This window comes from Hyphomicrobium sp. 01T421 (assembly GCF_056398805.1).
In genome coordinates, this window is the sequence record NZ_JBFTQC010000001.1 from 1,796,633 (window position 1) to 1,811,265 (window position 14,633).

Sequence of the window (14,633 nt, forward strand, 5' to 3'; positions counted from 1 at the left end):
GGATAGCCCCGCCGTATGGCTTCGCCCCACTTCACGACAAGACGGCTTCATGACGAGCCGGGCGCCACGACCAGAGGGAACACATGACGCGGCTCAGCGGAAAGATCGCCATCGTAACGGGCTCGGGCGGCGGCATCGGGCGAGCCATCGCCGAGCGCTTTGCCGTCGAAGGCGCGCATGTCTGGGTCACCGACATCAACGGCGAAACCGCGGAAGAGACGGTTCAATACATCAAGTCGAAGGGCGGCGCCGCGACCGCGATGATAGTCGACGTCTCCAAGGGGCAGGACACCACGGCGCTCCTCCGGAATGTCGAGAAGGCGCATGGATACGCAGACGTCCTCGTAAATAACGCGGGCATTCTCGTTCGCGGCGAAATTCGTCAGTTGTCGGATTCCGATTGGGCGAAGCTGCGCGAGGTCAACCTCGACGCCATTCTGAGGCTTTCGCGCGACGGGCTGCCGTTGCTGCGGAAGTCGAAGGCGCCGTCGATCATCAATATCTCGTCCATCATGGCGAACCGGGGCCTGCGTCCGCTCGCGGCCTACACGGCGACCAAAGGCGCGATCACCGCGTTGACCAAGGGCCTCGCCGTCGAATACGCCCCCTTCAACGTTCGTGTGAATTCCGTCGCGCCGGGTTATGTCGAAACCGGCATTACCGACCGCCTCTTGAAGCTGCCGCCGGTCAAGAAGGCTCTGATCGACAAGACGCCGATGGGACGCCTCGGACGCCCCGAAGACATGACGGGAGCCGTGGTCTTTTTTGCCTCCGACGACAGCCTATATTGCACTGGCTCGGAACTGGCCGTCGATGGCGGCATGTCTGCCGGACTTTGAGTGCATAAAGGCAGGTCACTCTGGCGCTAGCGCGGGCCGCGGATATCTCCTATAAGCCCCGGGATAATATGCCACAGAGCATTTGAAGGCGCCGCCCCTGGGTCCGCGCCCGATATGTGCTCTTCAGGAGTTAACTATGGCGTCGAACGCCCAAACTGAAAAATGGTCGCCGGACAGCTGGCGCAACAAGCCCATCATGCAGGTGCCGGATTATCCGGACGCGAAGGCTTTGGCCGATGCCGAAGCCAAGCTCGCGACGTTCCCGCCGCTGGTTTTTGCAGGTGAAGCGCGGGAGCTGAAAAAGCAGCTCGCGATGATCGCGTCGGGCACCGGTTTTCTGCTTCAAGGCGGCGATTGCGCCGAGAGCTTCGCCGAGCACCGCGCCGATAATATCCGCGATTTCTTCCGCGTCTTTCTACAGATGGCGGTTGTGCTGACGTATGCCGGCGGCGAGCCCGTTACGAAACTGGGGCGCATCGCCGGGCAGTTCGCGAAGCCGCGTTCCGCGCCGACCGAAAAGAAAAACGGTCTGGAGCTGCCGAGCTATCGCGGCGACATCGTCAACGGTCCGGAGTTCACGGCGGAAGCCCGCATCCCCGATCCCGTCCGCCAGCTCGAAGCTTATCGCCAGTCGGCGGCGACGCTGAACCTGATCCGCGCGTTCGCGACGGGCGGCTATGCCGACCTCGAGCGCGTGCACCAGTGGAACATGGGCTTCGTAAAGGATAGCCCGCAGGGCCATCATTATCAGGAGATCGCCGACCGCATCTCCGAGACGCTGCAGTTCATGCGCGCTTGCGGGATCACGTCCGATAACACGCCGCAACTTCGCACGACGAGTTTCTACACGAGCCACGAAGCGCTGCTTCTCGGCTACGAAGAAGCGTTGACGCGGAAGGATTCGACGAGCGGCGACTGGTACGCGACGAGCGGGCACATGATCTGGATCGGCGACAGAACGCGCCAGCCCGATCACGCCCACATCGAGTACTGCCGGGGCATCAAGAATCCGATCGGCCTGAAGTGCGGTCCATCGCTCGACGCCGACGGCCTGCTGCGCCTGATCGACCTTCTGAACCCGAAGGACGAACCCGGCCGCCTGACGCTCATCTGCCGGTTCGGCTATGACAAGGTCGAGGCGCATCTCCCGAAGCTCATTCGCGCGGTGAAGAAGGCCGGCCGTTCCGTCGTCTGGTCTTGCGACCCGATGCACGGCAACACGATCTCCGCCGTCAATGGCTACAAGACGCGCCCCTTCGATCGCATCCTGAAGGAAAGCCTTTCGTTCTTCGAAGTCCACCGGGCCGAGGGAACGCATGCGGGTGGCATCCACGTCGAGATGACCGGCCAGAACGTCACCGAATGCACCGGCGGCGCGACGGCGATTTCCGAGCAGGATCTCTCCGACCGCTACCACACCCACTGCGATCCGCGCCTCAACGCCGACCAGGCGCTGGAGCTTGCCTTCCTCGTTGCTGAGCAATTGAAGAAAGAGCGAGATGCTGAGGGGCGGCCGGAGCCGAAAACGCTGATCGCATAGTTAGGCTGACGGATTTCCCGCCAGTCACCGAATGCTGTATACTGAATTGGCGGCTTGCGAATGCGAGCCGCCAATTCGGTTTTACCGGATGGCCACCGTTATGCGATTACGCCTCTTGCTGATCCTGGCGGGCTTCGCGGGAATTTCCGTGGCGTCCGCACACACATTGACAATACCCGTCGATTCCCGCATCCACGCAGCCGAAATCTGCTGGGACCCCGACGTTGAATTCCCGGTTCCATGTGACGACGATGACGGTTGAGAACGGCCGAGCCCCCGCCTGGACGCCGTGGTCCTGGACCTGGATTACGGCGCACTCTAAATAGCGGGAATGATCGCACCGCTCTCACTCAAAATCGCCCTCGCACAGCTCAATCCCGTCGTCGGGGATTTGAACGGCAATGCCGAACGTGCAGCCGCCGCCCATGCCCGGGCCAAGGAACTCGGCGCCGACGTCGTCGTGTTCTCTGAGCTTTTCCTCAACGGCTATCCGCCCGAAGACCTCGTGCTGAAACCCGCCTTCCAGCAGGCGACGCGCGAACGGCTCGAATGGCTGGCCGCCGCCTGCGCCGAAGGCCCAGCGATTCTGATTGGCGCGATCTGGAACCACGAGGGGAAGGTCTATAACGCCGTTGCGCTGCTCGACGGCGGCCGCATCCAGGCGAYGACGCTGAAAGTCGATCTGCCGAACTACGGCGTCTTCGACGAGAAGCGCGTTTTCGCGGCGGGGCCGATGCCGGGCCCGCTGAATGTGCGCGGTGTCCGCATCGGTGTGCCGATCTGCGAAGACATCTGGGGTTCAGAGGTCGTCGAGACGCTGGCCGAGACCGGCGCTGAAATCCTCGTATCGCCCAACGGCTCGCCGTTCGATTGGCCGAAGCCCGATAACCGGATGAACGTCGCCGTCGCACGCGTGACGGAAAGCGGTTTGCCTCTCGCCTATCTCAACCAGGTCGGCGGCCAGGATGAATTGGTATTCGACGGCGCGTCGTTCGTGCTGAACGCCGACCGCAGTTTGGCCGTCCAGCTTCCCGCGTGGCGCGAAGCGATCGTTCTGACGGAGTGGAAGAAGTCCGCCGACGGCTGGCGGTGCGAGCGCGGCGAAGTCGCGAAGCTTCCAGAAGGCCCGGCGTCCGCCTATCAGGCCTGCGTTCTGGGCCTCAGGGATTACGTCGACAAGAACGGTTTTCCGGGCGTCGTCCTCGGACTTTCCGGCGGCATCGATTCAGCGCTTGTCGCAGCCATTGCCGTCGATGCGCTCGGTCCCGCACGCGTTCACGCGATCATGCTGCCTTCGAAATATACGTCCGACGATAGCTTGCAGGATGCCGCCGATTGCGCGAAGGCCCTCGGCATTCGCTACGATAAGATTTCGATCGAACCGACTGTCGCTGGCCTCACCTGGAGCCTCAAGGATCTTTTCGCCGGCAGCAACGCCGACATCACCGAAGAGAACATGCAGAGCCGCGTGCGAGGCACGATCCTGATGGCCGTGTCGAACAAGTACGGCGGCATGGTCGTCACCACCGGCAACAAGAGCGAAATGTCCGTCGGTTATGCGACCCTCTACGGCGACATGAACGGCGGCTACAATCCAATCAAGGATCTCTACAAGACCGAGGTCTACGACCTGACGCGCTGGCGTAACGCCAATGTGCCGGCCCATGGTCCAGAAGCAGCACTCGGTCCCTCGGGCGTCGTCGTTCCCGAACGCATCCTGACGAAAGCGCCGACCGCCGAACTCCGCGCGAACCAGACCGATCAGGATTCGCTTCCGCCCTACGAAGCGCTCGACGACATCCTCAGATGCCTCGTCGAGAAGGAGATGCCGGTCGCCGAAGTGATCGCGCGCGGCCACGCCGTCGAAACGGTGAAGAAGGTCGAACGGCTACTCTATCTCGCCGAATACAAACGCCGCCAGGCGGCACCCGGCGTCAAGATTTCGGCCCGGAACTTCGGCCGCGATCGCCGCTATCCGATCACCAACAAATTCCGCGAGGACGTCGGGCCCTCGACAGGGAAGCAAGACCCAGCCCCCAAAGCGCCAATAGCGGCCAAGGGCGCCTGACAGATCCACTAACCCGTCATCCCGGCGCAGACCGGGATCCAGTCAAGCATCAGAATGCTTGCCGACCTACGTCGGCATGACGAATACCACTAAAACTTGCGTTCGACGGCGCGCAGGGTAGGTTGCGCGCAAATCAGATCATCAACCGAGCTTGCAATGACACCCCGCGTCCGCTTCGCACCGAGCCCCACAGGGCGGCTCCATATAGGCAACATCCGGACGGCAACGCTCAACTGGCTCTTCGCCAGGAAGCACGGCGGCAGCTTCCTGCTGCGCCTCGATGATACCGACACGGTGCGCTCGACGGAGGAATTCGCCGCCGCAATCCGCGATGACCTGACGTGGCTCGGCCTAACCTGGAACGATTTCGCGCGCCAGCAGGACCGGACGGCCCGCTACGACGAAGCCGCGGTAGCGCTCAAAGCCTCGGGCGCGCTCTATCCGTGCTTCGAGACGGAAGAGGAACTCGACCGCCGCCGCAAGCGCCAGCTCGCGATGCACCGGCCGCCCATCTACGACCGCGCCGCGCTGAAGCTGACGCCCGAAGAGATCGCCGCCAAAATCGCAGCCGGTGAGAAGCCACACTGGCGCTTTCGTCTGCCGAACACGTCGGAGGAACGCGGGCTCACACCGCAGCCGACGCTCATTTCGTGGAACGACCTGATCCGCGGTGATCAGTCGGTTGATCTCGGCTCGCTGTCGGACCCGGTGCTGATCCGCGGCGACGGAACGTATCTCTACACGTTCACAAGCGTCATCGACGACATCGACTTCGCCATCACGCACATCGTCCGGGGCGAAGATCACGTGACGAACACGGGCGTGCAGATGGCGATCTTCGAAGCGGCGGGCGCAACGCCTCCCGCATTCGGTCACCACTCGCTGCTCGTCGGCGCCGATGGACAGGCGCTCTCGAAACGCCTCGGCGCGCTTTCCATACAGAGCTTCCGCGACGAAGGCCTCGAGCCGATGGCGGTCCTCTGCCATGCCGCGCTCGTCGGCACGTCGGACGCGATCGAGCCCTTGCAGTCGCGCGACGAACTCGCAGCCAAGCTCGATTTCTCGAAAATCTCGACGGCCCCCGGACGCTTCGACGTCGCCGAGCTGAAGGTGCTGAACAGCAAGCTGTTGCATACGCTCGAATACGCAGCCGTCGCGGAGCGTCTGCGAGCCGCTGGCATCGAAGGCCGCGAAGACTTTTGGAACGCCGTCCGCGGCAACCTCGAAACTTTCGCCGACGCCGGCATCTGGTGGAACGTGGTCGCTGGAGATATCGAGCCGGTGATCGAAGATTCGAAGTTGACCGTCGCCGCGGCGAGCGTCTTGCCGGACGCGCCGTGGAGCGAGAACACCTGGTCGGAGTGGACGGCTGCCGTCAAAGCGAAGACGGGCGCCAAAGGCCGGGCCCTGTTCCATCCGCTGAGATTGGCTTTGACCGGCCGCGAAGCCGGGCCGGAACTGAAGACGCTATTGCCGTTGATGGGCCGCAACCGCGTCCTCGCGCGCCTCGAAGGCAAACGCGCTTAGGCTCGGTATCCGCCCCGACGCACCGTCATCCCACGACGTCAGTCACACCCAACGACCGTCATCCAGCCGCTATCCCGTGGCCCCGCCCACTTTTCGTCATCCCGGCACAGGCCGGGATCCAGGCCCTGACCGTCATCCCGGCGAAGGCCGGGATCCAGGCAAAGTGCAGCGCATTCGCGCTTGCTGCCCGCGCGAAGCGAGCGGCGTCTGCCGTTATGTTGAAGCTTGTCTGGGTGCCGGCCTCCGCCGGCATGACGGTAGTAGGAATATCTCGGGCTATTCCGAATCTGGCTCGCGCGGCGCTACTGAGGCTGGGCCTCGGTCTCCCATCCGCCGGCATCGCCGGGCTGAGCAACAGGTGCCTGAGCCGCAGGCGAGGGGGCTCGCGAGCGTGCAGCCGTCGAACCAGTAGTGATAGCGGTCGTCCCCGCGCCATCGGCACGGCGCCCAGGCAATTTCGAGCCGGGCGTCGTCGCATCGGCCTTCTTGTCCGGCGCACCCTCCGGCGGCGGCACGTATTCGGCGACCTTGCAGGAGCAGCCGTTCACGTATTCCTTGCGGTAGCGGAAGGCGAACTTGAGCCGCGTGTAGGGCTCTTGCGATCTGAGCGCCACGGATTGGTCGACCGTGCCGCCAGGGTTTGGATAGTAATACAACTCGGTCGGCGCCGCGCATTTCGAGGTGCACGCATCCGCGTCCTGGGCGAAATGGCTCGGCAGCGTCGAGAAGCTCACCGGGAAATAGAAGCCGTCGCAAAGGCGAACGCAGAGCGTCCGGTACGTCTGCGCCCCGTTTGCAGCGTTGGGGTTCCAGACGTTGCCGCCGCTCGATTCCTCGTCTTCCCACATGCCGCTATCGCCGCGGTTGCGGCGCGCCATGTCGACGTAGTTGGCGCCGCAGTTGTTGCGCGCAAGTTCGCGGACGATGTCGTCCTGATAGGAACGTCCGGCGGAACCAAGAATATCCCGCCGCCGTGCATCGAGATCGGCGAGCCGCCGCTTCGTCGCGTCCGACTGCCGCGCCAGGTCTTTGCACTGCGGAGTGTTCTTCAGCGACTTGGTGAACAGGAAATATTCGTAGCACCCGCGATCGAGCTGCGAGCCGGTCTGGTCGGCGACGCGTTCGAGCTGCCTGATCTCGTTTTCGAGTCGCGGCAAATCGTTCTGCGATTGACCGCTCTTTTGCCCTTCCTGCACGAGCCGCTGCTCGAGCTGGTAGCAAATCGGGTTCTTGGCGGACCAGTTCGTCGCCGGCTGTGCGGGAGCTCCAGGGGCGCCCGGAGCGGCTGGCGCGCTAGGCGCACCGGGAGAGCCCTGATACTGCGGCTGAGGCGGCGGATACTGGGACTGCGGTGGGTACTGCTGCTGACCGGGATACGGCGGCGGGGCCTGCGCCGGTGGCGGCTGCCGGTAAACGGGCTCCTGCGGAACGGGCCCCCGTTCGCTGTCCTCGCGGTCGCCGCCTCCACCACCAAAGGGCCACCAGCTTTGCGCCGAGACCACTTCCGACACCAAAAGCAGGGCGAGCAGCGCTGCCGTCGCCAGGAGCAGCAACCGGCGAGCGGCAATATTTATCGAATTCCCTTGGCTCACGCCTGTTCCCCGACGCCCCTTTGACGGCTTTCGCGCTCCGGATGAAGGCATCCGAAGCGGCACTTTCCGGACCCTAAGCAGCGATTTGCTAGCGGGTCAATGCGGAGCAATTGCGACGTGAACCATTTTACGTGGGGTTTCAGAAACTTGAGCCCGCTTGACGGGGCAGGGGACAACCGCCTAAGGCGCGACGGCGCCCTTGTGCCGCCCAGGGCTGCCTATGGCATACTCACGTTTCCGGAATATCTTCCGGCCGAACCGCAGAGACACGCGACGCAAGAGGTCCAGTTTGGCGCTCAAACTTTACAATACCCTGACCCGGCAAAAGGCCGAGTTCGTGCCGATCGACCCGTCGAATGTCCGCATGTACGTCTGCGGCCCGACTGTCTACGACTACGCCCACATCGGCAATGCGCGCCCGGTCATCGTATTTGACGTGCTGTTCCGGCTGCTCCGCCACATCTACGGGCCCAATCACGTCACGTACGTCCGCAACATCACGGACGTCGACGACAAGATCAACGCCCGCGCGGCGCGCGATTACCCCGGCCTGCCGCTGAACGAGGCGATCCGCAAAGTCACGGAAGCGACCGAGAACCAGTTCCACGCCGACATCGCCGCTTTGGGCGTTCTGCCGCCGACCTACGAGCCGCGCGCGACGGAGTACATCCGCCGCAAGGACGGCCGCGAGGACATGGTCTCGCTGATCGAAGCGCTGGTGAAGCGCCGCCATGCCTACATCGCGGAAGATCACGTGCTCTTCGACGTCGGCTCGATGCCCGATTACGGACGCCTCTCCAATCGCACGCTCGACGAATTGGAGGCCGGAGCCCGCGTCGAGGTTGCGCCCTATAAGAAGGGCCCGATGGATTTCGTCCTCTGGAAGCCGTCGAAACCCGGCGAGCCCGCGTGGCCTTCACCGAGCGGCATCAAGACTCCAGGCCGCCCCGGCTGGCACATCGAATGCTCGGCGATGGCGGGGGCGTTGCTCGGCCCCGTATTCGACATTCATGGCGGTGGCATCGACCTGACGTTTCCGCACCACGAGAACGAGATCGCGCAATCACGCTGCGCCCACGGCACGTCGATGATGGCCAACGTCTGGATGCACAACGGCTTCCTGCAGGTCGAAGGCGAGAAGATGTCGAAGAGCCTCGGCAACTTCGTGACGATCAACGAGCTGCTGAAAGAGTGGCCGGGGGAATGCATTCGTTTTGCGATGCTATCAACGCACTATCGCCAACCGATCAACTGGACAGAGAAGGCGCTCGGTGAGGCGCGCCGCACGCTCGATCATTGGTACGAATTGACCGAGGGTTTGCCAGGCGATGGTCCGATGTGCGCAGACGTTCTGCAAGCGCTCGAGGACGACCTCAATACACCCCAAGCCTTTGCCTCACTCCACGAGCTGCGCTCGGAGGCCGCGAAGGGATCGAGAGGCGCCGCACACTGCCTCAAAGCATCGGCCCAACACTTGGGTCTGCTTCAGCTGGAACGTGCGGAGTGGTTGTCTTGGCGACCATCCGAGATGAATCTCGACGAGGCTCGCGTCGCTCGTCTTATCGATGCTCGGCTGGCAGCACGCAGAGCCAAAGACTTCAAGGAGTCCGACCGCATCCGCGACGAGCTCGCCCAGATGGGCATCGCGCTCAAAGACACGAAGAACAAGGAAACCGGCGAGATCGAAACCACCTGGGAAATCGCCCGCTAGCAACCACAGTCATCCTCGGCCGAGCGCGCCAAAAGGCCCGTCGTGGGCCGGGGATCCAGCGCACGACTCGTCGCAGACACCTTCGGCGCTCTTTACGCTGGATCCCCAATGCGCCTCGCGACGCTCGCCGCATCGAGGATGACGACGCAGGCGTTTTGAGCCCTAGCGACCTCGCAAGGGCTTGCGCCGATGGCGACATGGGGATAGGCGGAAGGCGCAGCATCCGCAGAACACCCGAACATTAATCAAGCCGGCAAAACCGGCTGCCAAAACCGCTTTGGTAAACCATGACCGACGACTATCCGCTCCGTCCGTTTCTTCCCGCCGACGCTATGGTGCTGCGCGATCTCTTCGCGCAAAGCATCGACGAGCTGACGGCCGATGACTACGACGACGATCAGCGGCTCGCATGGGTCGCAACAGCCGAGGATGCGGCTGCCTTCCGCGACAGGCTGGCGGCAGCGCTGACGCTCGTTGTTCAGCTTGACGGCGAATACCTCGGTTTCGGGTCCCTTAAGGACAATAAAACCATTGATATGCTTTATGTGCATCCGGAGTTCGCGGGCGAGGGGGTCGGAACCGCGCTTGCAGACGCGCTCGAGAAGATCGCAGGCGCACGTGGAGCCGAGGGGGTCACTGTCGATGCGAGCGATACGGCCGTGCCGTTTTTTGAGCGTCGCGGCTACGTCGCGGCACAACGCAACTCCATTCCCCTCGATGATCAATGGCTTTCCAACACGACCATGGTAAAGCGTCTCGCCGGAAGTCCGGCAAAAGCTGAGCCTCAAGAAGCGTCATGAGCAAAGAGCGCCTCTACCTCTTCGATACGACGTTGCGCGACGGTGCGCAGACGACGGGCGTCGACTTTTCGATTGAGGACAAGCGCCGCCTCATGCGCGTGCTGGACGACCTCGGGATTGACTATATCGAGGGCGGCTTTCCGGGCGCCAACGCCACCGACACGGAACTCTTCTCCTCGCGTCCTAACTTGAAGTCTGCTCGCTTCACGGCGTTCGGCATGACGAAGCGCTCGGGCCGTTCCGTATCCAACGATCCCGGTCTGCAAGCCGTTCTCCAGTCCTCAGCCGACAGCATCTGTCTGGTCGCGAAATCGTCCGACTATCAGGTGCGCGTGGCACTCGGCATCACGAACGAAGAAAACCTCGAAACGATCCGGCAATCGGTCAGCGCCGTCGTCGAAACGCAGCGCGAGGCGATGATCGACTGCGAACATTTTTTCGACGGCTACAAGTCGAACCGCGACTACGCGCTCGCCGTCGCCAAGACGGCCTATGATGCAGGCGCGCGCTGGGTCGTGCTGTGCGATACCAACGGCGGAACGCTGCCGCATGAAATCGAACGTATCGTTGCCGATGTCGCGAAGCATGTTCCCGGCGCCAACCTCGGCATCCATACGCACAACGATACCGACAACGCCGTCGCCAACACGTTGATGGCCATCCGCGCCGGGTGCCGCCAGATCCAGGGCGCACTCAACGGCCTCGGCGAGCGCTGCGGCAACGCCAACCTGACATCGATCATTCCGACGCTGCTCCTGAAAAGCGAATTCGCCGATGCCTTCACGACAGGCGTCACGCCCGACAAGCTGCGCTCCCTCACGCACGCGAGCCGCGTTCTCGATGAAGTTCTGAACGAGGCGCCGAACCGCCACGCGCCCTACGTCGGCGAAAGCGCCTTCGCGACGAAGGCAGGCATTCACGCCTCCGCGCTGATGAAGGACCCCGAAACCTACGAGCACGTTTCGCCGGAAAGCGTCGGCAACGAGCGGCGCATTCTCGTCTCCAAGCAGGGGGGACGTTCCTCGCTGACGTCGGCGCTGGAGCGGCTGGGCCTTCCGGCTGACAAGGACGATACGCGCGTGCAAGCGCTCCTCGACGAGGTGAAGGCGCGCGAGGACCAGGGATATTCCTACGAGGCGGCCGAGGCGTCGTTCGAGCTTCTGGCGCGCCGCACGCTCGCGACCGTGCCGCGCTATTTCTCGGTCGACAATTTTCGCGTGACCGTCGAACGACGCGAAGAGCGATCGAGAGCGATGAACGGCAATGGAACCGTCTCGCACGCGGTCGTCACCGTATCGATTGCGGGCGACGACGCTCCGCTGGTTTCGGTCGGTGAAGGCAACGGCCCCGTCAACGCCCTCGACAAGGCATTGCGCAGCGATCTCGGCCGTTACCAGAAGCACATCGAGAACGTCGAGCTCGTCGACTATAAGGTCCGCATCCTGACGCAGACGCACGAAGGCGGCACGGACGCCGTGACGCGCGTCCTCGTCGAGAGCCACGATGCAACCACCGGCGAACGCTGGACGACCGTCGGCGTCTCTCCGAACATCATCGACGCGAGCTTTGAGGCCCTTCTCGACAGCATCAATTACAAGCTCCTGAAGGACGAAGCGCAGGTCGGGTAACGAAATTGGCGCGGCGCATTTTGAGCGTCTGTGGACAACCTCGGCCACCGCAATGGATGAGGGCGGGAGGACGGCCAACCCTCACACTCTGCACGCTTGTCCTCGCAGCGGTTTGGCTCGAAAGCTAGAGCCAGCATCTAAGTAATTCTCGCCGCTGTTTTTTCCGCTGAGATGATGGCCAGAATGCTGCGCTACACCAGCCGTCCGTATAGTGATCAAAAAGCAGCGGCAACTTAAAATCGCTATGTTCAGTGTACGAACAACTTGCTGTCCGAGCCGTCCCCAATTAGCACCGAAAATGTGGATAACTTGTTGATATCCGCATCAGGAAAATAAACGGGGAGACGAAACGGGGAGCGAGTATTGTGATGCGTAAGAGTATTGCGTTTGTCGCGTTTGTTTTATTGCAGTCAAACGGAGCATTTGCTGGCGGCAGTCTGAAGGATTCGCCCGCTCCAATTGCCCCCGCATACGACGGGTGGTCAGGTTTCTCCGTCGGCGTCGGCATAGGCGCCACGAGCATCGATCAGAATGCCTCTGCAGCCGCAAAGCGAACGGACGTCTTCTGCTTGTATTGGTGGGGTTGCTCCTATCCCAAGCACGACTACCTTTCGGGTGGCATGAACGATGACGCTTGGAAGGTCTTCGGTACGTTGCAGGTGGGCTACGACCGCCTCATTGGCGACCGCTTCTTGATCGGCGCCTTTGCCGATTACGACTTCTACCCTAACGGCGACGAAAGCTCTTCCGGAAGTACGAAACACGGATCGCTCTCGGGCGAGATCCAACGCGCGGGAGCTTGGACCGTCGGCGGCAGGCTCGGCTATCTGGTGACGCCTCGGCTTCTTGTCTACGGGTTGGGCGGCTTCTCGCGCATGAACCAGAACGGCGAAGTAACGGCCGAGTTCGACAACTTTAAATTACCGACGAGCGTCACCTTGAAAGCCGGCGATCTCGATGGCTGGACGGTCGGCGGCGGTATCGAGACCAAGCTCGACAGGATCGACAAGAGACTGTCTCTCAAGGTCGAATACCGGTACTCGCAGTTCGACGGTGAAAGTGGCAGCGGCTCGGACAAGAACGAAGCATACAAATGGTGGGTGCTGCACTGCGCCAGCGAAAAAGCCCGCTTCGATATCGACGACGCAACCGTCCAGTCGGTCCGCGCCGTGCTGGTTTGGAAGTTACAGGCCGATGCGACGCCGATCGAACCACTGAAATAGCAGCTCTCGGATAACATTCACTCGGGGCACCTCGTCCGAAGTATCGCGTCGGAGGTGCCCTTCTTTATTCGTGTCTCGGCAATCAACCACCCGCAATGGCGCCGACGATCAGGAACGGCTTCGATCCGCTCCTGACCTCATCGGGCAGCGGCGCGTCCGCAGCCTCGTGCGAAAGATCGCGCTGACACGCGAAAAATCTCAGGAACGGCCGCCGCTTTTGCGTGTCGTGATCCCGGATCGTTCCTCTGAGCACGGGGTAGCGCGTCTCGAGCGCGTCGAGCAGCGACCGCTGCGTCGCCTCCCCGTCCACGTCGAGCAGGATCTCGCCGTTGACGTTCGCGTGCATTCTGAGATGCGACGGCAGCACGACGCGGATCATGTGAAAGCCTGAACTTCGACCGAAAGCACCGCCGGCAAATCGCGAACGATGGCGTCCCACGTATCGCCCGCGTCGGCCGAGGCATAGACTTGACCGCCCGTCGTCCCGAAGTAGACGCCGCATGTGTCGAGCGTATCGACGGCCATCGCGTCCCTGAGGACGTTCACGTAACAATTCGATTGCGGCAGACCCTTGGTCAGAGCCTCCCATTCGTTTCCGCCCGAGCGGCTGCGCCAGACTTGCAGCTTGCCGTCCATCGGAAAGTGCTCGGCGTCGCTCTTGATGGGCACGACATAGATCGTCTCGGGTTCATGCGCGTGCACGTCGATGACAAACCCGAAATCCGTCGGCAGATTGCCGCTCACCTCGCGCCACGAGTTGCCGGCATCGTCGCTCCGCATCACGTCCCAGTGCTTCTGCATAAACAGCACGTTCGGCCGCGACGGGTGCATCGCGAGCCGGTGAACGCAGTGCCCCACTTCGGCGTCGGGGTCCGGTATGTACTCCGACTTCAGCCCCTTGTTGATCGGCTGCCACGTTTCGCCGCCGTCATCCGTTCTGAATGCGCCCGCGGCCGAAATCGCGATGAACATCCGCTTGGGCTCGACGGGGTCGAGCAGAATGGTATGCAAACACATGCCGCCCGCGCCGGGCATCCAATGTGCTCCCGATCCGTGGCCGCGCAGGCCGGAAAGTTCGGTCCAGGATTTTCCGCCGTCGCTCGAGCGAAACAACGCCGCGTCCTCGACACCCGCAAACACCGTATCGGGATCGGTGAGCGATGGCTCTATGTGCCAAACCCGCTTGAATTCCCACGGGTGAGGGGTGCCGTCGTACCATTGGTGCGTGCCGGGAACGCCGTCATAGGCGAACTTGTTGTCGACCGGGTTCCAGCTCTTACCACCGTCGTCTGATCGCTGGATCTGCTGACCGAACCAACCGCTCGATTGCGAAGCGTAGATACGGTTGGGATCGGCCGGCGAGCCCTTCAGATGGTAGATTTCCCAACCGGGAAAATGCGGGCCGTTGACGTCCCACGATTTGCGCGCGCCATCCGACGTCAAGACGAATGCGCCCTTCCGCGTTCCAACCAAGACCCGTACGCCTGTCATGTCGCCTCCCTGTCATTCTGCCCGGCGAAGCCCGATTATTGCCTCGCCCGAGATCATTTTGAAGTCCATCACCGCACGAGGACGAACGGCGAGGAGCTATTCCGACATAGGCACCGGAAAAAAATAGAAGAGAGAGAGATCGTAAGCTCCAATAAGAAACCCGCCGATAGGGCGGGTTGAAGGCGATGGCGAGCCTTATCGGGCCATCGTTTCC

General features: G+C 62.4%; 11 protein-coding genes. 8 read left to right on the top strand and 3 right to left on the bottom strand.

What is annotated here, in order from left to right:
* Positions 1-83: 83 nt before the first annotated feature.
* From AC1DK3_RS08215 to gltX, 4 genes are all read left to right on the top strand, one after another.
* Positions 84-839, top strand: coding sequence for an SDR family NAD(P)-dependent oxidoreductase (locus AC1DK3_RS08215; protein ID WP_477191747.1), 756 nt, complete (start codon positions 84-86; stop codon positions 837-839).
* Positions 840-975: 136 nt separating this feature from the next.
* Entirely contained in the window at positions 976-2,379 is a 1,404-nt protein-coding gene (locus tag AC1DK3_RS08220) for a class II 3-deoxy-7-phosphoheptulonate synthase (RefSeq protein WP_477191748.1), read from the top strand.
* Between the two features lie 331 nt (positions 2,380-2,710).
* Entirely contained in the window at positions 2,711-4,447 is a 1,737-nt protein-coding gene (locus AC1DK3_RS08225; protein ID WP_477191749.1) for an NAD+ synthase, read from the top strand.
* 156 nt (positions 4,448-4,603) lie between these two features.
* A complete protein-coding gene (gene gltX / locus AC1DK3_RS08230; RefSeq protein WP_477191750.1) occupies positions 4,604-5,974 on the top strand; it encodes a glutamate--tRNA ligase in 1,371 nt (456 codons plus the stop codon).
* A 302-nt stretch (positions 5,975-6,276) separates the two neighbouring features.
* Here gltX and AC1DK3_RS08235 read toward each other — a convergent pair whose 3' ends face one another.
* The gene (locus AC1DK3_RS08235; RefSeq protein WP_477191751.1) at positions 6,277-7,566 is read right to left on the bottom strand and encodes a DUF2865 domain-containing protein; all 1,290 of its coding nucleotides are present in this window, start codon (positions 7,564-7,566) and stop codon (positions 6,277-6,279) included.
* Between the two features lie 289 nt (positions 7,567-7,855).
* Here AC1DK3_RS08235 and cysS point away from each other — a divergent pair, with 289 nt between their 5' ends.
* The 4 genes from cysS (at position 7,856) to AC1DK3_RS08255 (ending at position 12,928) form a co-directional block, all read left to right on the top strand.
* Positions 7,856-9,277 carry a cysteine--tRNA ligase gene (gene cysS / locus AC1DK3_RS08240; RefSeq protein ID WP_477191752.1) on the top strand — a complete coding sequence of 474 codons (1,422 nt, stop codon included), beginning with the start codon at positions 7,856-7,858 and terminating at the stop codon, positions 9,275-9,277.
* Positions 9,278-9,564: 287 nt separating this feature from the next.
* On the top strand, positions 9,565-10,077 hold the full coding sequence (locus AC1DK3_RS08245) for a GNAT family N-acetyltransferase (protein ID WP_477191753.1): 513 nt from the start codon (positions 9,565-9,567) through the stop codon (positions 10,075-10,077).
* Complete coding sequence (cimA, locus tag AC1DK3_RS08250; protein ID WP_477191754.1) at positions 10,074-11,705, top strand: citramalate synthase; 1,632 nt, start codon at positions 10,074-10,076, stop codon at positions 11,703-11,705. Before AC1DK3_RS08245 ends, cimA begins: the two co-directional genes overlap by 4 nt.
* Positions 11,706-12,073: 368 nt before the next feature.
* Entirely contained in the window at positions 12,074-12,928 is an 855-nt protein-coding gene (locus AC1DK3_RS08255) for an outer membrane protein (RefSeq protein WP_477191755.1), read from the top strand.
* A gap of 82 nt (positions 12,929-13,010) precedes the next feature.
* Here AC1DK3_RS08255 and AC1DK3_RS08260 read toward each other — a convergent pair whose 3' ends face one another.
* Together AC1DK3_RS08260 and AC1DK3_RS08265 are read right to left on the bottom strand one after the other, a co-directional pair.
* Positions 13,011-13,307, bottom strand: coding sequence for a MoaD/ThiS family protein (locus AC1DK3_RS08260; protein ID WP_477191756.1), 297 nt, complete (start codon positions 13,305-13,307; stop codon positions 13,011-13,013).
* Positions 13,304-14,419, bottom strand: coding sequence for a WD40/YVTN/BNR-like repeat-containing protein (locus AC1DK3_RS08265; protein ID WP_477191757.1), 1,116 nt, complete (start codon positions 14,417-14,419; stop codon positions 13,304-13,306). The genes AC1DK3_RS08260 and AC1DK3_RS08265 overlap by 4 nt, the downstream gene beginning before the upstream one ends.
* Positions 14,420-14,633 lie beyond the last annotated feature (214 nt).

Bases quoted from the DNA above. Each gene is read 5' to 3' on its own strand.
- AC1DK3_RS08245 (WP_477191753.1), top strand. From the start codon at position 9,565: ATGACCGACGACTATCCGCTCCGTCCGTTTCTTCCCGCCGACGCTATG.
- cimA (WP_477191754.1), top strand. From the start codon at position 10,074: ATGAGCAAAGAGCGCCTCTACCTCTTCGATACGACGTTGCGCGACGGT.
- AC1DK3_RS08260 (WP_477191756.1), bottom strand. From the start codon at position 13,307: ATGATCCGCGTCGTGCTGCCGTCGCATCTCAGAATGCACGCGAACGTC.
- AC1DK3_RS08220 (WP_477191748.1), top strand. From the start codon at position 976: ATGGCGTCGAACGCCCAAACTGAAAAATGGTCGCCGGACAGCTGGCGC.
- AC1DK3_RS08255 (WP_477191755.1), top strand. From the start codon at position 12,074: ATGCGTAAGAGTATTGCGTTTGTCGCGTTTGTTTTATTGCAGTCAAAC.
- AC1DK3_RS08265 (WP_477191757.1), bottom strand. From the start codon at position 14,419: ATGACAGGCGTACGGGTCTTGGTTGGAACGCGGAAGGGCGCATTCGTC.
- AC1DK3_RS08215 (WP_477191747.1), top strand. From the start codon at position 84: ATGACGCGGCTCAGCGGAAAGATCGCCATCGTAACGGGCTCGGGCGGC.
- gltX (WP_477191750.1), top strand. From the start codon at position 4,604: ATGACACCCCGCGTCCGCTTCGCACCGAGCCCCACAGGGCGGCTCCAT.